The sequence below is a fragment of the Ruegeria sp. B32 genome (genome assembly GCF_025141855.1).
Classification (GTDB): domain Bacteria; phylum Pseudomonadota; class Alphaproteobacteria; order Rhodobacterales; family Rhodobacteraceae; genus Ruegeria; species Ruegeria arenilitoris.
Genome location: NZ_CP081106.1, coordinates 496,647 through 517,830, shown reverse-complemented (window position 1 = coordinate 517,830; position 21,184 = coordinate 496,647). Strand labels below are relative to the sequence as shown.

At 64.2% G+C, this 21,184-nt stretch carries 24 protein-coding genes; 13 read left to right on the top strand and 11 right to left on the bottom strand.

From position 1 onward, the window contains the following. The first annotated feature begins 211 nt into the window (after positions 1-211). The 3 genes from K3752_RS02780 to K3752_RS02770 all read left to right on the top strand — a co-directional run bounded on the left by K3752_RS02780 (position 212) and on the right by K3752_RS02770 (position 1,770). Positions 212-1,030 carry a cyclase family protein gene (locus K3752_RS02780; RefSeq protein WP_260064808.1) on the top strand — a complete coding sequence of 273 codons (819 nt, stop codon included), beginning with the start codon at positions 212-214 and terminating at the stop codon, positions 1,028-1,030. Between the two features lie 2 nt (positions 1,031-1,032). Beyond that, positions 1,033-1,428, top strand: coding sequence for a carboxymuconolactone decarboxylase family protein (locus K3752_RS02775; protein ID WP_260064806.1), 396 nt, complete (start codon positions 1,033-1,035; stop codon positions 1,426-1,428). A gap of 123 nt (positions 1,429-1,551) precedes the next feature. Next, complete coding sequence (locus tag K3752_RS02770; protein ID WP_093964526.1) at positions 1,552-1,770, top strand: hypothetical protein; 219 nt, start codon at positions 1,552-1,554, stop codon at positions 1,768-1,770. On the opposite strand, the gene K3752_RS02765 is transcribed toward K3752_RS02770, so the two are convergent. Genes K3752_RS02765 through K3752_RS02740 form a run of 6 tightly spaced genes read right to left on the bottom strand, consistent with a single transcriptional unit; the run spans position 1,767 to position 9,386 of the window. Further along, positions 1,767-3,065: an aspartate aminotransferase family protein gene (locus tag K3752_RS02765; protein ID WP_260064803.1), complete on the bottom strand. Its 1,299-nt coding sequence runs from the start codon at positions 3,063-3,065 to the stop codon at positions 1,767-1,769. The two genes, K3752_RS02770 and K3752_RS02765, sit on opposite strands and share 4 nt — an antisense overlap. Positions 3,066-3,075: 10 nt before the next feature. Next, positions 3,076-4,182 carry a mandelate racemase/muconate lactonizing enzyme family protein gene (locus K3752_RS02760; protein WP_260064802.1) on the bottom strand — a complete coding sequence of 369 codons (1,107 nt, stop codon included), beginning with the start codon at positions 4,180-4,182 and terminating at the stop codon, positions 3,076-3,078. Continuing rightward, entirely contained in the window at positions 4,179-5,285 is a 1,107-nt protein-coding gene (locus tag K3752_RS02755) for a mandelate racemase/muconate lactonizing enzyme family protein (RefSeq protein ID WP_260064801.1), read from the bottom strand. Before K3752_RS02755 ends, K3752_RS02760 begins: the two co-directional genes overlap by 4 nt. Beyond that, positions 5,282-5,860, bottom strand: coding sequence for a dimethylsulfonioproprionate lyase family protein (locus K3752_RS02750; RefSeq protein WP_170365233.1), 579 nt, complete (start codon positions 5,858-5,860; stop codon positions 5,282-5,284). The genes K3752_RS02755 and K3752_RS02750 overlap by 4 nt, the downstream gene beginning before the upstream one ends. Then, positions 5,857-6,936 (bottom strand): alcohol dehydrogenase family protein, encoded by a 1,080-nt coding sequence (locus K3752_RS02745; protein WP_260064799.1) that lies wholly within the window; start codon positions 6,934-6,936, stop codon positions 5,857-5,859. The genes K3752_RS02750 and K3752_RS02745 overlap by 4 nt, the downstream gene beginning before the upstream one ends. Further along, positions 6,933-9,386 (bottom strand): FAD-dependent oxidoreductase, encoded by a 2,454-nt coding sequence (locus K3752_RS02740; protein ID WP_260064797.1) that lies wholly within the window; start codon positions 9,384-9,386, stop codon positions 6,933-6,935. Before K3752_RS02740 ends, K3752_RS02745 begins: the two co-directional genes overlap by 4 nt. Positions 9,387-9,454: 68 nt before the next feature. Here K3752_RS02740 and K3752_RS02735 point away from each other — a divergent pair, with 68 nt between their 5' ends. The 10 genes from K3752_RS02735 to K3752_RS02690 all read left to right on the top strand — a co-directional run bounded on the left by K3752_RS02735 (position 9,455) and on the right by K3752_RS02690 (position 17,634). Beyond that, the gene (locus tag K3752_RS02735) at positions 9,455-10,342 is read left to right on the top strand and encodes a MurR/RpiR family transcriptional regulator (protein WP_260064795.1); all 888 of its coding nucleotides are present in this window, start codon (positions 9,455-9,457) and stop codon (positions 10,340-10,342) included. Next, a complete protein-coding gene (locus K3752_RS02730; protein WP_170581900.1) occupies positions 10,339-11,463 on the top strand; it encodes an aromatic ring-hydroxylating dioxygenase subunit alpha in 1,125 nt (374 codons plus the stop codon). Before K3752_RS02735 ends, K3752_RS02730 begins: the two co-directional genes overlap by 4 nt. Beyond that, positions 11,447-11,839, top strand: coding sequence for a carboxymuconolactone decarboxylase family protein (locus tag K3752_RS02725; RefSeq protein ID WP_170357019.1), 393 nt, complete (start codon positions 11,447-11,449; stop codon positions 11,837-11,839). Before K3752_RS02730 ends, K3752_RS02725 begins: the two co-directional genes overlap by 17 nt. Positions 11,840-12,030: 191 nt before the next feature. Next, positions 12,031-13,233, top strand: a complete 1,203-nt coding sequence (gene pcaF, locus K3752_RS02720; RefSeq protein WP_260064792.1) for a 3-oxoadipyl-CoA thiolase — start codon at positions 12,031-12,033, stop codon at positions 13,231-13,233. 15 nt (positions 13,234-13,248) lie between these two features. Next, a complete protein-coding gene (gene paaA, locus K3752_RS02715; RefSeq protein WP_170339747.1) occupies positions 13,249-14,241 on the top strand; it encodes a 1,2-phenylacetyl-CoA epoxidase subunit PaaA in 993 nt (330 codons plus the stop codon). A 23-nt stretch (positions 14,242-14,264) separates the two neighbouring features. Further along, positions 14,265-14,549: a 1,2-phenylacetyl-CoA epoxidase subunit PaaB gene (gene paaB / locus K3752_RS02710; RefSeq protein WP_005978248.1), complete on the top strand. Its 285-nt coding sequence runs from the start codon at positions 14,265-14,267 to the stop codon at positions 14,547-14,549. Next, positions 14,549-15,310, top strand: coding sequence for a 1,2-phenylacetyl-CoA epoxidase subunit PaaC (gene paaC / locus K3752_RS02705; protein ID WP_260064790.1), 762 nt, complete (start codon positions 14,549-14,551; stop codon positions 15,308-15,310). Before paaB ends, paaC begins: the two co-directional genes overlap by 1 nt. 6 nt (positions 15,311-15,316) lie before the next feature. Next, positions 15,317-15,778 carry a 1,2-phenylacetyl-CoA epoxidase subunit PaaD gene (gene paaD, locus K3752_RS02700; protein WP_170440437.1) on the top strand — a complete coding sequence of 154 codons (462 nt, stop codon included), beginning with the start codon at positions 15,317-15,319 and terminating at the stop codon, positions 15,776-15,778. Positions 15,779-15,788: 10 nt separating this feature from the next. Next, positions 15,789-16,862, top strand: coding sequence for a 2Fe-2S iron-sulfur cluster-binding protein (locus K3752_RS02695; protein ID WP_170339742.1), 1,074 nt, complete (start codon positions 15,789-15,791; stop codon positions 16,860-16,862). A gap of 13 nt (positions 16,863-16,875) precedes the next feature. Continuing rightward, positions 16,876-17,634: a Phenylacetic acid catabolic protein gene (locus K3752_RS02690; RefSeq protein WP_170365211.1), complete on the top strand. Its 759-nt coding sequence runs from the start codon at positions 16,876-16,878 to the stop codon at positions 17,632-17,634. Here the strand turns inward: K3752_RS02690 and K3752_RS02685 are convergent, their stop codons facing one another. From K3752_RS02685 to paaG, 5 genes are all read right to left on the bottom strand, one after another. Next, entirely contained in the window at positions 17,635-17,850 is a 216-nt protein-coding gene (locus K3752_RS02685; RefSeq protein WP_170365208.1) for a hypothetical protein, read from the bottom strand. It lies immediately after the preceding gene. Positions 17,851-17,921: 71 nt separating this feature from the next. Further along, positions 17,922-18,518 (bottom strand): TetR/AcrR family transcriptional regulator, encoded by a 597-nt coding sequence (locus K3752_RS02680; protein ID WP_005978266.1) that lies wholly within the window; start codon positions 18,516-18,518, stop codon positions 17,922-17,924. A 3-nt stretch (positions 18,519-18,521) separates the two neighbouring features. Next, the gene (gene paaK, locus K3752_RS02675) at positions 18,522-19,832 is read right to left on the bottom strand and encodes a phenylacetate--CoA ligase PaaK (protein ID WP_260064781.1); all 1,311 of its coding nucleotides are present in this window, start codon (positions 19,830-19,832) and stop codon (positions 18,522-18,524) included. Positions 19,833-19,847: 15 nt separating this feature from the next. Beyond that, the gene (gene paaI, locus K3752_RS02670; RefSeq protein WP_170438675.1) at positions 19,848-20,276 is read right to left on the bottom strand and encodes a hydroxyphenylacetyl-CoA thioesterase PaaI; all 429 of its coding nucleotides are present in this window, start codon (positions 20,274-20,276) and stop codon (positions 19,848-19,850) included. Positions 20,277-20,278: 2 nt separating this feature from the next. Further along, the gene (gene paaG / locus K3752_RS02665) at positions 20,279-21,064 is read right to left on the bottom strand and encodes a 2-(1,2-epoxy-1,2-dihydrophenyl)acetyl-CoA isomerase PaaG (RefSeq protein WP_222457264.1); all 786 of its coding nucleotides are present in this window, start codon (positions 21,062-21,064) and stop codon (positions 20,279-20,281) included. Between the last annotated feature and the right edge of the window lie 120 nt (positions 21,065-21,184).

Here is a 21,184-nt window from a genome sequence, read left to right as displayed (position 1 = left end):
TTGCGGAACAATATTCCGCAACAGATTGAACCCGTCCGCGCGCGGGTTCAACCCCTTATACCCGACTGCGCCGCCGGGCCGCATTTGTTGCCGGCGAGCAGGCCCCAAACAACTTGTGAACCGGATCGCGGAAAACCGTGCTAGGCTTTGCCCACCCGGCCAATGAATTCGGCCCGGAACGAAAACAGATTGCAGAACAGGGAGTTTTGAAATGTGTGACGTTTGCGTAATGAACGCGGTGAAAGACCGGATGCTGTCGCGTCGATCCTTTTTCAAGGCTGGCGCAGCGATGGCGGCAGGCACGGCGCTTGGGACGGTGGCTGCCCCACCAGCGCTTGCGGCCGGCCATGGCGAGGTGCTGGACATGACCCATGTCTACGATGCCGATTTCCCCACCTATTTCGGCCAGCCGGGGATCGAGGCGACACAGGCCTTCAATTTCAAGGAACATGGCTTCAACCTGTTCAACCTGGCCGTCAACGAACACACCGGCACGCATGTCGATGCCCCGCTGCATTTCTCGGCGGATGGGCAGTCGGTGGACGAAATCCCTGTGTCGAACCTCGTTTGCCCTCTGTGCGTGGTGGACATTGCCGCCCGCGCGACCGAGGACCCGGATGCGCAGGTGACCCCCGACGATCTGAAGGCGTGGATCGCAGCAAATGGCGACATCCCCGATGGCGCCTGTGTCGCCATGCATTCGGGATGGGCCGGGAAAACCGCGACTCCCGAGTTCCGCAACGCCGACGGCGACGGCAAGATGCATTTCCCTGGCTTCCACGTCGAAGCGGCGCAGATGCTGATCGAAGGAACCGGCGCGGTTGCTCTGGCCGTCGACACGCTGTCGCTGGACCACGGGCCATCGGCCGATTTCGTGACGCACTACGCGTGGCTGCCCACCAACCGTTACGGCATCGAGAACCTGGCCAATCTCGACAAGGTGCCCGCCAGCGGAGCGACGCTGGTGGTCGGCGCGCCGGCCCATCGTGGCGGGTCGGGCGGCCCGGCGCGCATCTTTGCGATGGTCTGAGCATGGCAACGGTTCGCCTGTTGACGGACGAAGAGGTCAGCGCCGAGGCGCTGGCCGTCTTCGATGACATCCGCGCCACCCGCAACACCGATTACATCAACAATTTCTGGCGCGCTCTGGCCCACGACCCGGCACTGCTGAAAACGACGTGGGAGCGGCTCAAGACCGTCATGGCCCCCGGCGCGCTGGACCCGCTTGTGAAAGAGATGCTGTATGTGGCGGTTTCGGTCGCCAACAATTGCGAATACTGCGTGCACTCCCATTCGGCCGCGGCCCGCTCCAAGGGCATGACCGATCAGATGCAGGCCGAACTGCTGGCGGTGATCGCGATGGCCAGCCAGACCAACGCCCTGGCCACCGCCTTGCAGGTGCCGGTAGACGACCAGTTCAAGGCCTGAGGCTGCGCCTGTCGGGCCAGACTTGCACCAGATGCACAGCGGCTATTCCCTCAAGTGTCTAGCTGCACTGCAGCATCAGGTCTAAATCTCTTTGGTCACATACAGACCAGAGAGGCTCCGCTCATGGCACAGACAAGCACGCACCGCCCTGCAATCCTGAACCTGTTCTCGGCCGTCGCCGATGTGTTCAGCGGCATCTATGATGCTTTGATCCGCATGGGCGAAGCAAATGCCAAGGTCATCAAGATCAAGCAACTCAGCGAGTTGACCGATGAAGAACTGGCTGCGCGCGGCCTCAAGCGCGAAGACATCGTGCGCCTGGTGATGGCAGGCGTCTACTAGGACACGCCCGCACTCTGCATTTCGGCCACGGTCTGCGCGGCCTTGGCATAGGCGGCTTCGCACAGGTCAAAGTCCGCTTCGGTCAGCGCCAGGGACGGATAGGTCTTGCCCGGCGACTTGAACATCCCGTTCTGCATCAGAACCGCATTGAACCGGGTTGCCCTGGCCGTGTCCGCGCGGATTACATCGCGGTAATCGCGCACCTTTCCTTTCGTGAACACGATTTCGAACAGGGTCGGATCGCCGATGACGCGATGCGCGACCCCCTGCTTGGTCAGCGTGGCCGAGGCCATGTCCATCAGACGCTGACCATTGGCGCGCAGCCGGTCGTACTGACCGGGACGGCGCAGCACCTCCATCGTCTTGAGCCCGGCCACCGCAGCCACCGGATTGCCCGACAGTGTCCCCAGCTGCATCAGCCACTTCTCTGGCCCAACGGCGGGTTTGTCAAAATGGGCCATGATCTCGGCCCGCCCGGCGATCGCGGCCAGGGGAAAGCCGCCACCGATGATCTTGCCCAGCGTGGCGATGTCGGGGGTCACGCCATACAGCTCCTGCGCGCCGCCATAGGCGGAACGAAACCCGGTCACCACTTCGTCAAAGATCAGCACGATGCCGTACTTGTCGGCCTCGTCCCGCAGAAGCTGCAAGAAGCCGGGTTCGGGCGGGATGATGCGTTGCAAGGGCTCGACGATGATGCCCGCGACCTGGTTGTCGTGCTCGGCCAGCAGCGATCGGATGTAGTCCGGGTCGTTGAACGGCGCGATCAGCATTTCGGCCTGAACGCTGGCCGGTATGCCCGCGCTGTCGGGAACCGCCTGCGGGAAATTCACCATCCGTGACGGGGCCAGGCTCATCTGCGCCTCGGCGCTCATGCCGTGATAGCCGCCTTCGAACTTCACGATCTTGTCGCGGCCGGTAAAGGCGCGGGCCAACCGGATCGCGTACATGTCAGCCTCGCCGCCGGACGAGACATAGCGGATCTGATCAGCGCAGAGCACGGCGGCGCAGATCTCCTCGGCCAGTTCGACCGCGCGCGCGTTGTTGGCGAAGAACGTCATGCCCTTGGGCAACTGTTCGGCGACGGCCTCCAACACCTCGGGGTGGCCATGGCCCAGCAGCATCGGCCCCGAGCCGATCAGCAGGTCGACATATTCTTTGCCGCCTTCGTCCCAGACGCGGCTGCCCCGGCCCTCGCGGATAAAGACCGACGGGTCGAAATTGCCAAAGCTGCCGCCGGGCAGCACCGCGCGGGCGCGTTGACCCCAATCGGATTGGCTGAGATGTCGCGGCATGGTCGCCTCCCTAATCCAGTATCACGTCCGGCGCGCCCAGGTATTCGCGGTCGGGCGCGATGCCCAGGCCGATCCCGTCGGGCGGCGCGATCCGGCCGCCCTTGCGGGTCGGGCCATCCGGCGCCAGCCGCGGCGCGACATAGCCCGACAGGTCGCACACGTTCATCAGGCGCGCCGGTTCAGTTGCTGCGCCCAGATGCAACAGGGCGGCGGTGGTGATGTCAGACCCCCAGGTGTCTTCGACGCACATCTTCGCCCCCAGATGCAAACACAGGTCACGCGCCCGGCGCGCCGCCGACAGCCCGCCGAATTTCGACAGCTTCACCGCGACTGCGTCCATGCAGCCCAGCGCATGCGCGGCCAGCAGGCTGGCGGTGTCGTGTGCGCTTTCGTCCAGCTTCATCGGCAGTCCGGTGGCGGCGCGCACGCGGGCGCAATCCTTGATCGTGGCACAGGGCTGTTCCAGCATCACATCCAGATCCGCGACCGCCCGCCCCACCCGACTGGCATCCAGAGACGTGGCGCCGCAGTTCCAGTCGCCATAGACCAGCGGGCCGTCGCCCACCGCCTCGCGCACCAGACGCAGGCGTTCGACATCGGCCTGCCAATCGGCATCCGCGCCCAGCTTGACCTGGAACTGGGTGATACCCTGCGCCTGCGCCTCGCGGGCGATGCGGGCCATCTCGGCCGGGGCGATACAGGTGATCGAGTGATAGAGCGGCATCGTCTGCGCCTGCCGCCCCCCCAGCAGCGCGTGCAGGGGCAGCCCTGCCACCTGCCCCGTCAGATCCCACAGCGCGATGTCGATCGCCGATTTGGCATAGACATGCCCCGGCAGGTGCCGGTCCAGCCGCGCCATCAACGCCTCGGGTCCGATCGGGTCGGCGCCCAGCAGAACCGCGGCCATGTCCTGCACCGCCGGGGCCACACCGCGCGCATAGGCGGGCAGGTAATGCGGAATCGGGCAGACCTCGCCCCAGCCGGTCAGATCGTCATCGGTGTCCAGCGCCAGAACCACCGTTTCAACCGTGTCGCAGGCCTTGCCGTCAGCCATGTAATAGGCCTGATGGCTGGTCAGCGGCACATGCCAGAGCGAGATGCGGGTGATGCGGGTCATTGGTACACGGCCTTTGGTTCCCCCAGTGCATCTTCATCCGGGGCTACGCCGAGGCCGGGGGCCTGGGGCAGTTCAAGATGGCCCTGACGGTTGCGCGGGCCGCGCCCGCCCGCGAGGTCCAGCGTCAGCATGTCCTGACAGGCCCAGACGCCCAAGCGGTTGTGGTCGGGGATGGTGGCGGCCAGATGCAGCGCCTCGGTATCGGCCAGAACCGAGCCGCCGGTGGCCATCACATACATGTCGATGCCATGCGCCAGCGCGATGTCCCGCATCCGCGAAGCCTTGGTCAGGCCGCCGACACGGTTGAGCTTGATCCCAAAGACCTCGGCCAGCCCGTCGCGGGCAATGCGTGTGGCGTCCTGCAGGGTGACCAGGCTTTCATCCACGCTGACCGGGGCGGAATGCAAGGCCCGGATGGCGGCAATGTCGTCCAGCGTCTCGCCGGGTTGTTCGAACATCACGCCCAGATCCTCGGTGGCCTTCATCACCCGCAGCGCCTGCTGCCGCGTCCAGGCGCGATTGACGTCATAGAGGATGCGCTCACCCGCCGGGCGGTGCGCCTCGACATCGCGGATGCGTTCTATGTCGCGATCCACGTCGCCGCCCACTTTGACCGAATGCACCCAATAGCCGCGGCCGCGATAGCGATCCATCACCGCGCGGGTTTTCTCGACGGTCTTGGCCCCGACCGAGGAGGCGATCGGCGCGGGGCTGCGCGACCCGCCGCCCATCAGATCGGCAATCGGCAACCCCGCCGCCTGTCCGGCAATGTCCCAGCAGGCCATGTCGATCGGCGATTTGGCATATAGATGCCCGGGCAGCGCGTGGTCCATCGCCCGCTCGACCTCCAGAACCCGACGCGGGTCCAGCCCCAGGACGAAGGGCGCCATGGTCTCGATACCCGCCCGGATGCCCGGCCCATGCGCGGGCACATAGGTGTGGCCCCATGGCGTACCCTCGCCCCAGCCGGTCAGCCCGGCATCGGTTTCGATCTTGACGAAAGTGGCATCCAGCACCTCGAATTTCAGACGTCCGCCGGACAGCCAATAGGGGTGTTCAAGCGGCAGATCGACGTGAAAGACCGAGATGCGGGTGATCTTCATGCGGCGTCCATCCTGGGCAGGTCGTTCAATCCCTCGCCCCGCCACAGTACGAATGTCAGGATCGGCTGATCCCCCGTGGACATGGCATGGCTTTGCCAACTGGCGTGCAACCGCGTGCCCTCAGCGCCAACAAAGGCCCGATCTCCGTCAACCTTGAAGACCGCGCCACCCGCCAGCGTCAGGTAAAGCTCCTCGGCCTGATGGCTGTGCCAGTCATAGTCCAGCCCGGCGCCCCAATAGGCGACATAGCCCCGCAGCTGGGTCGAATGGAAATGACCGGTTGGCCCGAACAGCTCGAAATACCCGTACCGATTGCGGAAATCGGCACCGACCTCTGCCTCGGTATAGGTGCGTTTCCAGTGGGCAAGATGCGCCGCCGACCGGATCGCCTGAACCAACCCCGTTGTCCGGGGCGATCCGGGTTGATCCAGCGCCTGCACCAGTGTCGTGGCGGGGATCGCCCGCGGTTGCAAACCGGTTGCGGTCAGGTCGGTGGGCCAGGTGCCGAATTCCGACAGCGCCGGCATGCTCTGATGCAGGTGCCGCGCGGCTTCGAGAACGTTTTCCAGGGTCATGGGATCACCACGATATTGCCGGTATGATGCTTGTCGATGAAGGCCTGCTGGGCCTCTCGCAGCTCACTCAACGGGTAAGTGGCGGCCAAAGCTGGCTTGATTTGCCCATTTTCTATGTATTTCACGACATCAAAGAAGTTCTGCGGCGTGTTCACGGTCGACCCGGTGAAGGTCAGATCGCGCAGATAGAAGGTGCGCAGGTCGAACTGCACGATCGGACCGGCAATCGCGCCCGAACAGGTATAGCGCCCGCCACGCTCCAGCATGTCGATCAGTTTGGGCCACATCTCTCCGCCCACGACGTCGGCGACGACGGTGATCCGTTCGCCTTTCAACTCGGCCCGCAGGTTCCTGGGGTTGCGCGGCAGGATGCGAGCCGGGCCCAGTTTGGCGACCTCGGGGTGTTTGGCCGCGCTGGCCATGGCGATCACACGGGCGCCGCGCAGCTTGGACAACTGGATCAGCGCCCCGCCCACACCGCCCGAGGCGCCGGGGATCAGAACCGTGTCGCCCTCGCCGACCTGCGCCCTGTCCAACATGCCCTCGGCCGTCACATAGGAACAACTGAAGGTCGCCAGTTCGGCATCGCTCAGGTCGGAGTCGATCGCAGCCACGCCGTGGATGTCGGCCTTGGTGTATTCGGCAAAGCCGCCGTCACATTCCGAGCCGAAATATCCCGCCTTGTCGCGGTTCATCGGCTCGGACCAGTCGCGCAGCCAGCCCGCCACCATCACCCGCCGGCCGATGATCGCGGGATCGGCCCCCTCTCCCACGGCCACGACCGTGCCGACCGCGTCCGCGCCCTGAATGCGTGGGAAGGTCAAGGGCGCGCCGCCCCAAGTGCTGTCGGCGTCATCCACCTCGGAATAGGCGCCGCCGGTGGTCGCCTCGTCCACCGCCTTGGAATACCAGCCGGTGCGGGTGTTCACATCCGTGTTGTTCAGCCCGCAGGCGCCCACCTTGATCAACACCTCCATCGGGCCGGGTGTGGGGGTGGGCCAGTCCTCATGCCATTCGTATTTGTCCAGATCGCCATGCCCGGTCAGGACCATGGCCTTCATCGTCTTCGGGATCATTCCGCAGCCTCCATCGCGGTATCGGTTCGGGGCAGAACACTGTGCGGGTCATAGGCGGGCGCGCCCAGGATCCGCCCGCGACGCGGTGCGCCGGCGATCACCACCTGCACTTCGGTTCCCGGCACATTGGCCTGCGGTTTGACGTAGGCAAAGGCAAGGATCTTGCCGACCGTATGCCCGTAGGCCACCGAGGCGGTGGAACCCACGACCTGGCCGTTCAGCAGGACCGCCTCACCGCCATGCCCATCGTTCTGGCCATCTGGTTCGATCTCCAGATAGGCGCAGACCCAGCGCAGATCGGGGTTCAGGGTCCGGTCCTTGCCCAGGTATTCCTTGTCGGTGCGGGCAAAGCGCAGCACGTCGGCCTCGGCCAGGGTGACCTCGTTGGTCAACTCGCCTGCGCCCTTGAAGGCCTTCTCCATCCGCAGCGCGTTCATCGCGAACGACCCGTAATCGGCGATGCCGTGCGGTGCGCCTGCGGCCCAGAGCGTATCGTAGACGGCCAAGGCGCAGTCACGCGGCATGTGCAGTTCCCATCCCAATTCACCGGCATAGGACATGCGGAACGCCCAGAGCCGGTGACCCGCCACGTCTATTTCCTGCGCAGTCAGCCATTTGAAACCGGCATTGCTCAGGTCGGCATCCGTGCAGGCGGCCAAAACCTCGCGCGCCCGGGGGCCATTGAGGCTGAGCGCGGCCCAGTCGTCGGATCGCAGGATGATTTCGACGTTTTCTTCGTCGCGATGCTGGGTCAGGTGGTCCAGCAGGCGCTGCTCGAAGAAGGCGGCACAGACGAGGTAGTACCGGTCCTCGGCCAGTTTCACGACCGTGGTCTCCAGCTCGATCCGACCACGGCGGTTCAGCATGTGGGTCAGCGCGATGCTGCCCACCTTTTGCGGCAGGCGGTTGGCAACCAGCCGGTCCAGCAGGGCCCGGGCATCCGGGCCACTGATTTCGACCTTGGTGAAGGCCGAGATATCCATGATGCCGACCGCCTCGCGCACGGCCCTGCATTCGGTGGCCACCATGTCATGCACCACATTGCGGCGGAAGGAATAATGGTCGCGCTGTTCAACGCCGTCCTTTGCGAACCAGCGGGGGCGTTCATGGCCATAAACCTCTTCGAACACGGCCCCCTTTGCATTCAGCCGGCCATACAGGGGGGACGGCTTGACCGGCCGCCCGGCAAGACGGTTGAAATGCGGAAACGGAATTTCGTGGCGCAGCTTGTAATCCTCATGCGCCTTGGTGACCTGCCAGTCTTTGGTGGCATAGGCCCCGAACCGGCGCGGATCATAGTCGCGCATCGAAATGTCGGCCGCCCCATGCACCATCCACCGCGCCAGTTCGCGCGTCAGGCCCGGGCCCCAGCCGATGCCGATCTGAGTGCCGCAGCAGCACCAATAGTTTCGCACCCCCGGCGCCGGGCCGATCAGCGGATTGCCGTCGGGCGGGTGCGAGATCGCCCCGTGAACCTCGCGCTGGATGCCCAGATCGGCGAAAATCGGCATCCGGTTCAGGCTTTCTTCCAGCCACGGCATGACCCGGTCGTAATCGGCATCGAACAACCAGTTTTCATAATCCCACGGGCAATGGTCATGCCAGACCGAGTTCGAATTCTCCTTTTCGTAGATCCCGATCAGCCCGCGCTTCTGCTCCATGCGGATATAGCCCGAGACCTTGCGGTCATCGCGGATCACAGGCAACTCGTGATCGAGGTCCTGGAACTGTGGCACCGGTTCGGTCACGAAATAGTGGTGGGTCATCGAGGTCATCGGCAGTTGCAGGCCCGACCATTCGCCCATCTGCCGGGCATAGGCGCCGCCCGCATTCACCACGTGTTCGCAGCGGATCGTGCCCCGTTCGGTCTCGACCACCCATTCGCCATTGGCCGCCTGGGTGATGTTGGTGGCCCGGCAGCGGCGGATGATCCGCGCGCCCAACGCGCGCGCGCCCGCCGCCATGGCCATGGTCACGTTCGTCGGGTCCACATGCCCGTCATCCGGCGTGTGCAGCGCGCCCAGAACTCCGTCGAGGTTGTAGAACGGGTGCAGTTCGGCCACGCGGTCGGGGCCGACCAGTTCGATGTTGAAGCCCAGCGACCGGCCCACCGACAGGGTGTGGCGCAGCCAGTCCATCTCGTCTTCGGTATAGGCCAGCCGGAACGAGCCGCATCCGTGCCATGTCACCGCCTGCCCGGTCTCGGCCTCGAGCGCGCCGGAATAGAGCCTGATGTTGTAGTCCACGCACTTGCCCAGACCAAAGGAACTGGTCGAATGGGTGATCTGCCCGGCCGCGTGCCAGGTGCTGCCGCTGGTCAGCTCGGCCTTTTCCAGCAGAACGACATCCGTCCAGCCCTCGTGCGCCAGGTGATAGGCCAGACCCACGCCCATGACACCTCCGCCCACGATCACCACGCGGGCCTGTGACGGCAGTTCCTTCCCGGACATGATTTTTCCTCTCACCGAGTCGCATTTCTTCTCGACAGGCTAAGGCCACATTTGTACCATCGTCAATCATGAATGACACAAATGTATCAAACACCGTTCTTGACCGGCTTAGCCGTGAATGGGATGCCCTGACGCCAGAGGCGCAAAAGGCCGCCCGCTATGTGCTGGAGAACCCGGCGGATGTGGGCGTTTCGACCGTGCGCGAGATCGCCGAGGCCGCGAACGTGAAGCCCAACACCTTCGTGCGCATGGCGCGGCAGGTGGGCTTTGAGGGGTATGAGGATTTCCGCGCGCCGTTCCGCGACGCCATCCGCCGAGGCACCGTGTCGTTCCCCGACCGCGCCCGCTGGCTGCAGGAGATCGGCAAATCCGGCGAGCTGGGCGGCCTCTATGCTGACATGGTCGGGGCCGCGATCCGGAATATCGAGGAAACCTTCGCCGGGATCGACGCCACCCGATTGCAGGCCGCGGCCGAGGCGATCTGGACATCGCGTCAGGTTTTCACGCTGGGTGTCGGCGTCAACAACGCGAACGCGCGCAACTTTACCTATCTGGCCTCGACCGGGATGAAGCAGTTCCACGCCATCCCCCGGCCCGGTTCGACCCCGGTGGACGATCTGGCCTGGGCCGATGAACAGGACGTGCTGATCGCGATGACCTGCCACCCCTACCGGACCGAGGTGATCGAGGCGGTGAAGCTGGCCCGCGAACAGGGCATGACCGTGGTGGGCATTTCCGACAGCCCCGCCAGCCCGGTCATTCTGAACGCGCAACATGGGTTTGTCGTCGCCGCCGATACGCCCCAGTTCTTTCCGTCATCGGTTTCGACCATCGCGCTGCTTGAGACGCTTCTGTCTTTCGTGGTCGCCCTGTCCAGCGATGAAATCGTCGAGCGTGTGGAGCGGTTTCACCGCCGCCGGCACCAACTTGGCCTCTATGCGGAGGAGCCTGAATGACCGCTCCGCTGACCCGCTCGTTGGAGGCCCGCTATTACACCGACCCGGCGATATTCGAACGGGAGAAACAGGGCCTTCTGGCCCGCACCTGGCAATTTGCCGGCCATGTGGCGCAGGTGCGCGAGCCGGGCGACTACTTCGCCTTTGAAATCGCAGGTCAGAACCTGTTCTGCATCCGCGGGCGCGATGGCGAAATCCGCACCTTCTACAATGTCTGCCAGCACCGCGCGCATGAGATGGTGACCGGGGCCGGCAACACCCGCGTCGTCGTCTGCCCCTATCACGCGTGGACCTATGAACTCACCGGGCAACTTCGCGCCGGGCCGAACATCAAATCGGTTCCGGGCTTCGACCGCAGCGCGATCTGCCTGACCCCGGTGCGGACCGAGCTGTTCAACGGCTTCATTTTCGTCAACCTCGACGATGACGCCGCCCCGATGGACGACTGGTACCCCGGCGTGCGTGCGGAAATCCGCGCCTTTGTCCCGCAGATCGACGATCTTGAGCCGCTGGAATGGGTCGAGATTCCCGAAAACTGCAACTGGAAGGTCAGTATCGAGAACTACTCGGAATGCTATCACTGCCCGACCAATCACCCGACCTTTGCCACCGGCGTGGTCAAACCCGAGACCTATGACATTCAACCCGATGCAGGCGGCGGATACGTTCTGCGCCATACGACCGAGTGTCAGAGCCTCGACAAGATGACCTATCCCATCGACCTGTCCGTGCCCCATGCGGGTGACTATCAGTCGTGGTTTCTGTGGCCGATGTTCTCGTTCCAGTGCTATCCCGGCAATGTGCTGAACACCTATCACTGGCGCGCGCAGGATGCCGATCACTGCACCGTCTGGCGCGGCTGGTACACCGAGGGCGGATCCGAAAGCGCGGTGATCCGCCAACTGGCGGTGCAGGACCGGGAAACCACGGTCGAAGAAGACATCCGGCTGGTTGAAAGCGTGCATCGCGGCCTGAAATCGCGCGGCTATCGCCCCGGCCCGCTGGTGTTGGACCCGGCTTGCGGCGTAATGTCGGAACATTCGATCGCCCGCTTGCAGCAATGGATGCGCGAGGCGGTGGATACAGATGCAAGCGGAGTGGACGATGGCCGACATCTTTGACGAAGACCTGTTTCTGAAGGGACTGGCGCAGCGCAAGGCGACGCTGGGCGACGAATACGTGGAAAAGAACCTGGCCGCGGCGGATGATTTCACCCGCCCATTTCAGGAGGCCATGACAGCCTGGTGCTGGGGCTTCGGTTGGGGGGACGAGGTGATCGACCCCAAGACCCGCTCGATGATGAACCTGTCGATGATCGGCGCCCTGGGCAAGATGCACGAGTGGGAGATCCACTGTCGCGGAGCCCTGAACAACGGCGTCAGCAAGGAGGAGATTCGGGCGATCATCCATGTCGTCGGCATCTATTGCGGCGTCCCGCAGGCGCTGGAGTGCTTTCGCGTGGCGCGCAAGGTTCTGACCGAAGCCGGTCAGCTTTAGTCGGTTCCTGCCCCGAAGATCGAGATCGCCCGCCCCCGTGCGGGTTTTCTCATGTCGGCACAAATACGTTACCGAATTTCGATTTGGCGCACGATTGCGTTACATTTTCCTTGCCGCGAATCGCTTCCGGGCGTATTACCCGACCAAGCGGTCACTTATTGACCCGGACGCAAGACACGAGGTTCTGACGCATGGACGCTTTCATCTGCGACGCACAGCGCACCCCGATCGGACGCTATGGCGGGGCCCTGTCCCAGGTTCGCACCGACGATCTGGCCGCGATCCCGCTGGCTGCGCTGAAAGAGCGGAACCCGCAGGTGGACTGGGCCAGCCTGGATGACGTGATCCTGGGCGATGCCAACCAGGCCGGCGAAAGCAACCGGAACGTGGCGCGCATGGCCGCCCTGCTGGCCGGCTTCCCGGTTCAAGTGCCCGGCACCACGATCAACCGCCTGTGCGCCAGCGGCATGGATGCGGTCGGCATGGCCGCGCGGGCCATCAAGGCGGGCGACTATGACATGGCGATTGCCGGTGGCGTCGAAAGCATGTCGCGCGCGCCCTTCGTGATGCCCAAGGCCACCAGCGCCTTTTCCCGCGCCAACGCGGTCTATGACACCACGATCGGCTGGCGGTTCGTGAACCCGAAGATGCAGCAGATGTACGGCACGGATTCGATGCCGCAGACCGCCGACAACGTGGCTGAGGACTATGACGTTAGCCGCGCCGATCAGGATGCCTTTGCCGCCCGCAGCCAGGCCCGCTGGGCGGTCGCGCATCAGGCCGGCGTTTTTGCCGAGGAAATCACCCCCGTCACCATCCCCCAGCGCAAGGGCGACCCGCTGGTGGTGGACACCGACGAACATCCCCGCCCCGGCACCACGGCCGAAAAGCTGGCAGGCCTGAAGGGCGTCAACGGGCCGGACAAGACGGTGACGGCAGGCAATGCCTCGGGCGTCAATGACGGCGCCGCGGCCATTCTGCTGGCCAACGAAGCTGCCGCGCAGAAGAACGGCCTGACCCCGATGGCCCGTGTCGTGGGCATGGCGGTCGCGGGGGTCGAGCCTCGGGTCATGGGAATCGGCCCGGTCCCGGCCACCCGCAAGGTGCTGGCCCGCACGGGGCTGAGCATCGAGCAGATGGATGTGATAGAATTGAACGAGGCCTTCGCGGCCCAGGGTCTGGCCACCCTGCGTGAACTTGGCGTGGCCGATGACGCACCCCATGTGAATCCCAATGGTGGTGCCATCGCCATCGGCCATCCGCTGGGCATGTCCGGCGCGCGGCTGGTCATGACGGCGGCCTATCAGCTGCGCCGCACCGGCGGGCGCTATGCCCTGTGCACCATGTGCGTGGGCGTAGGCCAGGGCGCCGCGCTTATTCTCGAACGCGTGTAAGGGAGGAGACCCGACATGTACGCTCAGATGATCAAGACGGCAGGAACAGGCGTCAAATCCCGCGAGGAAATGACCGAGCAGGAACGCGCCTTTCAGGACAAGATCGACGCCGACATCAAGATCGAGCCCAAGGACTGGATGCCCGACGACTATCGCGCGACGCTGATCCGCCAGATCGGCCAGCACGCACATTCCGAGATCGTCGGACAGCTGCCCGAAGGCAACTGGATTACCCGCGCGCCAACGCTGGAACGCAAGGCGATCCTGCTGGCCAAGGTGCAGGACGAGGCCGGGCACGGCCTGTACCTGTACTGCGCCGCCGAAACCCTGGGTGTCAGCCGCGACGAACTGACCGAGATGCTGCTGGACGGGCGGATGAAATACAGCTCGATCTTCAACTATCCCACGCTGAACTGGGCCGATATCGGCGCGGTGGGCTGGCTGGTCGACGGGGCGGCGATCATGAACCAGGTGCCGCTGCAGCGCACCTCGTTCGGGCCGTATTCGCGCGCGATGATCCGCATCTGCAAGGAAGAAAGCTTTCACCAGCGCCAGGGCTATGACGCGATCCGCAAGATGGCCGAGGGCACGCCCGAACAGCGCAAGATGGCGCAGGACGCGCTGAACCGGTTCTGGTACCCGTCACTGATGATGTTCGGCCCGTCCGACAAGGACTCGGTGCATTCGGCCCAGTCGATGGCGTGGAAGATCAAGATCAACACCAATGACGAGCTGCGCCAGAAATTCGTAGATCAGACCGTGCCGCAGGCCGAGTATCTGGGCCTAACCATCCCCGACCCGGACCTGAAATGGAACGAAGAGCGCGGGCATTACGATTTCACTCAGCCCGACTGGTCGGAATTCTTTGACGTGATCAAGGGCAACGGCCCCTGCAACACCGACCGCCTGGCCGCCCGCAACAAGGCCTGGGACGAGGGCAAATGGGTGCGTGACGGTCTGCTGGAACATGCCCGCAAGAAACGCGCCCGCAAGGTCGCAGCCGAATAACCCACCCGATAGGAGGACACCTGATGAAAAACGAATGGCCCCTGTGGGAAATCTTCATCCGCGGCCAGCACGGCATGAGCCACCGCCATGTCGGCTCGCTGCACGCGCCCGATGCCGAAATGGCGATCAAGAACGCCCGCGACGTCTATACCCGCCGCAACGAGGGCGTCTCGATCTGGGTGGTCGAGGCCAACAACATCACCGCCAGTTCGCCCAGCGACAAGGGCCCGCTGTACGAGCCCAGCGAAAGCAAGGTCTACCGTCATCCGACCTTTTTCGACATCCCCGAAGAAGTGGGGGCGATGTGATGACCCGCGACGAAGCATTCCTGCAATTCCTGCTGCGGATGGGGGACAACACGCTGATCCTGGGCCATCGCGTCAGCGAATGGTGCGGCTACGCGCCGGTGCTGGAGGAAGACATCGCGTTGGCCAACACCGCGCTGGACCTGATCGGCCAGACGCAGATGTGGCTGGGCCTGGCCGGAGAGGTTCAGGGCGAAGGCAAGTCCGCCGACGATCTGGCCTTTCTGCGCGACGCCTGGGATTTCCGCAACGTGCTGCTGGTCGAGGTGCCCAACGGCGATTTCGGCCGCACCCTGATGCGCCAATTCCTGTTTGATGCGTGGCACTCGATCATGCTGGGCCGGCTGATGAAATCGTCCGACGACCGGGTCGCGGCGATTGCCGAGAAGGCCAGCAAAGAGGTCGCCTATCACCTGGAACGGTCCAGCGACACGGTGGTCGGACTGGGCGACGGGACCGAAGAAAGCCACAGGCGCATGCAGGAGGCGCTGGACTACCTCTGGCCGTATGTGGGCGAGATGTTCGCCAGCGACGAGGTCGATGCCGAGATGTCCGACGCGGGCATCGCCCCCGATCCCGCCAGCCTGCGCGAGGAATATGACGCGCTGGTTCGGCGCGTGCTGACCGAGGCCACCCTGACCATTCCCGACAGCCGCTTTGCCCACAAGGGCGGCCGCGACGGGCGCATGCATACCGAACATCTGGGCCATCTGCTGACCCAGATGCAATGGCTGCAGCGGGCCTATCCGGGCGCAACCTGGTAAAGGCCGATGAACCGTGCCACCGTAGAGCAGGTCTGGGAATGGCTCGACGCCGTGCCCGACCCCGAGATCCCCGTGATCTCGGTCGTCGATCTGGGCATCGTGCGCGATGTGGCCTGGGAGGGCGACACGCTGAAGGTTGCCGTGACGCCGACCTACTCGGGCTGTCCCGCGACCTCGGTCATCGCGATGGACATCGAAACCGCCCTGCGCGACCACGGCATCGACAAGATCAAGCTGGAGACCCGCATCTCTCCGGCCTGGACGACCGATTGGCTCAGCGACAAGGGCCGCGCGAAGCTTGAGGAATACGGCATCGCACCGCCCCAGCCCGCGGGCGGACCCGACCGCTGTCCGCATTGCGGCAGCACGGCAGTGGAAAAGGTCAGCCAGTTCGGCTCGACTCCGTGCAAGGCGCATTGGCGCTGCACCGACTGCCTGGAACCTTTCGACTATTTCAAGTGCATCTGAGGAGGACCGGATGGCACGTTTTCACGATCTGGAAGTCACCGACATCCACAAGACCATCCGCGACGCGGTCGTGGTCACGCTGAAACCGGTGAACGGCGCGGCCGAGGAATTCGACTTTGTTCAGGGCCAGTACCTGACCTTCCGCCGCGAATTTGACGGGGAAGAGCTGCGCCGCTCCTACTCGATCTGCGCGGGCAAGGATGACGGCGTTCTGCAGGTGGGCATCAAACGGGTCGAGGGCGGCGCCTTTTCAACCTGGGCCAACACCGAGCTGAAAGTGGGCGACAGGCTGCAGGCGATGCCGCCGATGGGGGCCTTCCACACACCGCTGGACCCGGCCGCGCATCGGCAGTACCTGGGCTTTGCCGGCGGGTCGGGCATCACGCCCGTGCTGTCGATCCTAAAGACCACGCTGGCACGCGAGCCGAATGCGCGCTTCACGCTGGTCTATGCCAACAAGGGCGTGAACACGATCATGTTCCGCGAAGAGCTGGAAGACCTGAAGAACCAGTATATGGGCCGCGTGAACGTGATCCATATCTTGGAAACCGACGCGCAGGAGATCGACCTGTTCACCGGGTTGGTGACAAAGAGAAAATGCGCCGAACTGTTCCAGCACTGGATCGACGTCGAAAACACCGACACCGCCTTCATCTGCGGCCCCGAGCCGATGATGCTGGGCATTGCCGAGGCGTTGCGCGAACACGGGCTGAATGACAGCCAGATCAAGTTCGAGCTGTTCGCCAGCGCCCAACCGGGCCGTGCCAAACGCAAGCATGGCGATGTGGCAACGGCTGCACAGGCCAACCAGACTCAGGCCCGCGTCACGCTGGACGGCGCCAGCCAGACCCTCACCATGCCCAAGGACCAGACCATTCTGGATGCGGCGCTGGAAAACGCGATGGACGCCCCCTATGCCTGCAAGGCCGGGGTCTGTTCGACCTGCCGCTGCAAGGTGATCGAAGGCGAGGTCGAAATGGTGGCCAACCACGCGCTCGAGGATTACGAGGTCGAGAAGGGCTATGTGCTCAGCTGCCAGGCCTACCCGCTGACCGACAATGTCGTCGTCGATTACGACCAGTAAAGGGAGAGGGACCATGGCCGAAGACATGAGCATCGAAAGCTACCTGGCCGCAGGCGGCGTTCTGACCAACCCGACCAACGTGCCACCCCGATACCGGGCCGAACTGATGAAGCTGATGGCGACCTTCGTCGACAGCGAACTGGCCGGTGCGGCGGGGTTCGCCGACATCATCAACCAGGGCCCGGGCATCAAGGAACGTATCGCGGCGGCGAAGATCGTTCTGGAAAAGACCGACAATGCCGACCGCGTTCTGAAGATCATGGGCGAGTTCGGCGCGGATACCGACCGCTATGCCACGCATCACCCGTGGACCGCACGGCTGAACCGTTCCGCCGATATCGGGGCCACGCGCAGCGAACATGACATGCGCCTTGCGGTCTTCAACTATCCGATCGAAGGCTGGACCGATGCGGTGGTGATGAACCTGCTGATGAGCCGGGCCGTGGGCGTGCAACTGGCCGAGTTCGCGCTGGTGTCCTATCAGCCGCTGGCCGAGGCGTTCCGCGCTATCGCCCCGATCGAGGCGCATCACGGTGAATTGGCCCTGGAAGGCGCGGTCAAGCTGTTGGAACAGGGCGCGGCGCCGGCGATGCAGGAATCGGTCGATTACTGGTGGCCCCGGGTGGCCGCAGGTTTCGGAGCGGGCAACCCCGAGCGGATGGAAAAGCTGCGCCAGATGGGCCTGCGCCGGGCCTCGGGGGTCGAACTGAAAAACCGCTGGCTGGCCGAGGCCGCAGAGGTCGTCACGCGGCTGGGCCTGCGCACCCCGTGATCACCGCCCGCTGGGGCGGCTGATCAGGCCGTATTTCAGGGCAAGCGATCGCAGGCCGCGACGCCTTGACCGGGCCAGCTTGCCCGTGCCCGCGTCACGCGCACCCGCTTTGCGGTTGAATTCATAGACGTCGATGATGCGCTCGGCGCAGCCGCAGGCCTCGCCCATCCCGACCTTGGCGAAATAGAATTTGTCGAACCGTTCCGGTTTTTGCATGGCGCCCTCCGACCGCAAGTAAACGCCGGGACACCCGCGAAAGCCAAATCACAATGCCGGCAGAACCGGTGCTACAGCGCCTTGACGCCCGACAGGGTCAGGTTGCTGACCAGCGCGGCATAGTCCCGGCGCGCCTGCGCATCGGCGCCGGAATTCCACATGTAGTACCAGTTCAGCATGCCGAAGACCGACATCGTGGCCGACCGCAGCTTGGCCCCGTCGCCCTGGAACACGTCGGGCGCGACCTCGGACAGGATCGCGCTGAGGAAATTCACCATGTCACGCTGATACCCGCGCAACAGGCGCTGCTGATCCTCGGGCAGAGCCGACATGCCGCTGGTCTGGACCCGGTGTTCGTCATCCACGCCCTGATAGGCCAGCAGGATCTCGGCCACCACGCGGTGCAGCTTTTCGGGCGGGCTGAGGCCGTCCATCTCGAGCCCGCAGATCAGGTCGCGCAGCTCCCGCAGATAGGTCTCGAGAATGTCGAACAGGATCGCGTCCTTGCTGTCGTAGTAGTGATAGATGTTGGCCTTCGAGATCCCGCATTCGCGCGCAAGCTGGGTCATCGAGGCGCGGTCGAAGCCTTCGCGGGCAAAGACCCGCGCCGCCGATTTCAGGATCTGGGCGCGTTTCTGGTCGTGATCTTTTGCAATCGTACGGGCCAAACCTCACTCCTTGTCTCGGTTGTCGACGACGCGCTTGGCCTTGCCCTGGCTGCGCTCGACATCGCCGGGGTCCCCTACAACGATCTCGGTGGAAACGCCAACGATGTCCTTGATCCGCTTGGTCAGCATCCGCGCGGCGGCGGTCTTGCTGAGCTCATCGGCCGCGTCGGGCATCGCCTCGACATAGACGCGCATCGCGTCCATGCGGCCGGATTTGTACAGCTCGATCTGGTAATGCGCGGCGATGCCGCCGGTGGCCATGACCTGTTCCTCGATCTGGCTGGGGAAGACGTTGACCCCGCGCAGGATGATCATGTCGTCGCTGCGGCCGGTGATCTTCTCCATCCGCCGCATCGAACGCGCGGTGCCCGGCAGCAGCCGCGTCAGGTCGCGGGTGCGGTAGCGGATCATCGGCAGGCCTTCCTTGGTCAGCGTGGTAAAGACCAGCTCGCCCATTTCGCCGTCGGGCAGAACCTCGCCGGTCTGCGGGTCGATGATCTCGGGGTAGAAGTGATCCTCCCAGATGACCGGGCCGTCCTTGGTTTCCACGCATTCGTTGGCGACGCCCGGCCCCATGATCTCGGACAGGCCGTAGATGTCGACGGCATGCATGTCAAAGGCCTGCTCGACCTCTTTGCGCATCGCATCCGTCCAGGGCTCGGCCCCAAACACGCCCACCGACAGAGAGCTTTCGCGCGGGTCCATTCCGACCTTGTGATACTGTTCCAGGATGTTGAGCATGTAGGACGGCGTGACCATGATGCCGTCGGGTTTGAAATCGGTGATCAGGGCCACCTGCTTCTCGGTCTGACCGCCGGACATGGGAACGACCGTGGCACCCAGACGCTCGATCCCGTAATGCGCGCCCAGGCCGCCGGTGAACAGGCCATAGCCATAGGCGTTGTGGATCATGTCGCCCTTGCGCAGACCGCTGGCGCGCAGGCTGCGGGCCACCAGATCGGCCCAGTTGTCGATATCGGCCTTGGTGTACCCCACCACGGTCGGTTTGCCCGTGGTGCCGGACGAGGCATGCAGGCGGATGATCTGCTCCCGCGGCACGGCAAACAGACCGAACGGGTAGTTGTCGCGCAGGTCGTTCTTGTAGGTGAAGGGAAACTTGGCCAGATCGGCCAGGGTTTTCAGATCGTCGGGATGTACCCCGGCCTCGTCGAACCGCTGCTTGTACATCGGCACGTTGTCATAGGCGTGACGCAGCGACCATTTCAGGCGGTCCAACTGCAAGCTGCGGATTTCATCGATCGACGCGATCTCGATCGGGTCAAGATCCGCTTTGTTCGGGGTCAGATCCTTCATGATGTCCTCCTCACCTCAAGTTTCTGGAAACAGGGTGCCATTGATCGCGCGGGAAAAGCCCCGGAACTCGGCGATCTTTTGACCGTCCTGGTTGGTCACTGTCACGTCATAGATGCCGCTGCGGCCGGTCAGGCTCTGCTCGGTCGCGCGGGCGGTCAGCCGGTCGCCCAGCCGGCCCGGCGCGACATAGCTGATCACGTTGTGCTGGGCCACGGTCGACTGGTTGCGGCTGTTGCAGGCAAAGGCAAAGGCGCTGTCGGCCAGCATGAAGGTCACGCCGCCATGGCAGATCCCGTGCCCGTTGCAATGGTGCTGCTGCACGGTCAGCGCCAGTGTCGCGGTGCCCTCGTCGACCTCGACCAGTTCCATCCCCGCCCATTTCGAGGCATGGTCCTGCGCCCACATCGCAGCGGCGGCCTTTTCGGCGCGTTCTTTCGGCGTCATGCTCATTCGCCCCGAAACTCCGGGCTGCGCTTTTCCAGAAAAGCTGCGACGCCTTCGGCATAGTCGGCGGATTCACCGCAGGTCTTCATGGCGTCGGCCTCGATTTCCAGATGATCGGTCAGGCTGTTGGTCGCGGCGGCCTGGATGGTCTGCTTGGTCAGACCCAGGCCCAGCGTCGGGCCGTTCGACAAGCGTTCGGCCAGCGCGCGTGCCTCGGCCATCAGATCGGCATCGGGCAGGGCTTTCCAGATCAGGCCCCAGTCCTCGGCCGTTTTCGCCGCCAAGGGCTCGCCGGTCAGGGCCAGCCCCTTGGCCCGCGCCTCGCCCAGCAGATGCGGCAGGTGCCAGCTGCCGCCGGTATCGGGGATCAGCCCGACCTTGGCGAAGGACTGGATGAATTTCGCGGACTCGGCGGCCAGCACGATATCGCAGGCCAGCGCAAGATTGGCACCCGCGCCCGCGGCCACCCCGTTCACCGCGCAGATCACCGGAAAGTTCAGCGACCGGATCAACCGCACCAGCGGCGCGTAGAAGGTGCGCACCGTGTGGCCCAGATCCGGCGGGCCGTCCATTTTCGACGGGTCGCGATCGGCCAGATCCTGCCCCGCGCAAAACCCGCGGCCGGCCCCGGTCAGCAGGATCGCCCGCGCGCCCTCATCGCGCGCGCCTTCGATGGCGCGGCGCAGGGCGTGGTGCATTTCCTCGGTGAAACTGTTCAGGCGATCAGGGCGGTTGAGAGTGATTTCCACATAATTTCCACGCCGCTGCGCAAGAATCGTATCGCTCATGGGCCGCTCGCTTTGCATTCGTTTCGATATTCTTCTTGCATTAACCGAACGGTTGGTCAATAAATTTCTCCGACGAAGCGCCGAATCCGGGCTTTCGGCCGGTTGATGGTTACAAAAAGG

Bases quoted from the DNA above. Each gene is read 5' to 3' on its own strand.
- K3752_RS02735 (WP_260064795.1), top strand. From the start codon at position 9,455: ATGAATGACACAAATGTATCAAACACCGTTCTTGACCGGCTTAGCCGT.
- K3752_RS02760 (WP_260064802.1), bottom strand. From the start codon at position 4,182: ATGACCCGCATCACCCGCATCTCGCTCTGGCATGTGCCGCTGACCAGC.
- paaB (WP_005978248.1), top strand. From the start codon at position 14,265: ATGAAAAACGAATGGCCCCTGTGGGAAATCTTCATCCGCGGCCAGCAC.
- paaC (WP_260064790.1), top strand. From the start codon at position 14,549: ATGACCCGCGACGAAGCATTCCTGCAATTCCTGCTGCGGATGGGGGAC.
- K3752_RS02695 (WP_170339742.1), top strand. From the start codon at position 15,789: ATGGCACGTTTTCACGATCTGGAAGTCACCGACATCCACAAGACCATC.
- K3752_RS02690 (WP_170365211.1), top strand. From the start codon at position 16,876: ATGGCCGAAGACATGAGCATCGAAAGCTACCTGGCCGCAGGCGGCGTT.
- K3752_RS02685 (WP_170365208.1), bottom strand. From the start codon at position 17,850: ATGCAAAAACCGGAACGGTTCGACAAATTCTATTTCGCCAAGGTCGGG.
- K3752_RS02770 (WP_093964526.1), top strand. From the start codon at position 1,552: ATGGCACAGACAAGCACGCACCGCCCTGCAATCCTGAACCTGTTCTCG.
- K3752_RS02780 (WP_260064808.1), top strand. From the start codon at position 212: ATGTGTGACGTTTGCGTAATGAACGCGGTGAAAGACCGGATGCTGTCG.
- K3752_RS02755 (WP_260064801.1), bottom strand. From the start codon at position 5,285: ATGAAGATCACCCGCATCTCGGTCTTTCACGTCGATCTGCCGCTTGAA.
- K3752_RS02745 (WP_260064799.1), bottom strand. From the start codon at position 6,936: ATGATCCCGAAGACGATGAAGGCCATGGTCCTGACCGGGCATGGCGAT.
- paaD (WP_170440437.1), top strand. From the start codon at position 15,317: ATGAACCGTGCCACCGTAGAGCAGGTCTGGGAATGGCTCGACGCCGTG.
- K3752_RS02750 (WP_170365233.1), bottom strand. From the start codon at position 5,860: ATGACCCTGGAAAACGTTCTCGAAGCCGCGCGGCACCTGCATCAGAGC.
- K3752_RS02740 (WP_260064797.1), bottom strand. From the start codon at position 9,386: ATGTCCGGGAAGGAACTGCCGTCACAGGCCCGCGTGGTGATCGTGGGC.
- paaG (WP_222457264.1), bottom strand. From the start codon at position 21,064: ATGAGCGATACGATTCTTGCGCAGCGGCGTGGAAATTATGTGGAAATC.
- K3752_RS02725 (WP_170357019.1), top strand. From the start codon at position 11,447: ATGGCCGACATCTTTGACGAAGACCTGTTTCTGAAGGGACTGGCGCAG.
- pcaF (WP_260064792.1), top strand. From the start codon at position 12,031: ATGGACGCTTTCATCTGCGACGCACAGCGCACCCCGATCGGACGCTAT.
- paaA (WP_170339747.1), top strand. From the start codon at position 13,249: ATGTACGCTCAGATGATCAAGACGGCAGGAACAGGCGTCAAATCCCGC.
- paaI (WP_170438675.1), bottom strand. From the start codon at position 20,276: ATGACGCCGAAAGAACGCGCCGAAAAGGCCGCCGCTGCGATGTGGGCG.
- K3752_RS02765 (WP_260064803.1), bottom strand. From the start codon at position 3,065: ATGCCGCGACATCTCAGCCAATCCGATTGGGGTCAACGCGCCCGCGCG.
- paaK (WP_260064781.1), bottom strand. From the start codon at position 19,832: ATGAAGGATCTGACCCCGAACAAAGCGGATCTTGACCCGATCGAGATC.
- K3752_RS02775 (WP_260064806.1), top strand. From the start codon at position 1,033: ATGGCAACGGTTCGCCTGTTGACGGACGAAGAGGTCAGCGCCGAGGCG.
- K3752_RS02730 (WP_170581900.1), top strand. From the start codon at position 10,339: ATGACCGCTCCGCTGACCCGCTCGTTGGAGGCCCGCTATTACACCGAC.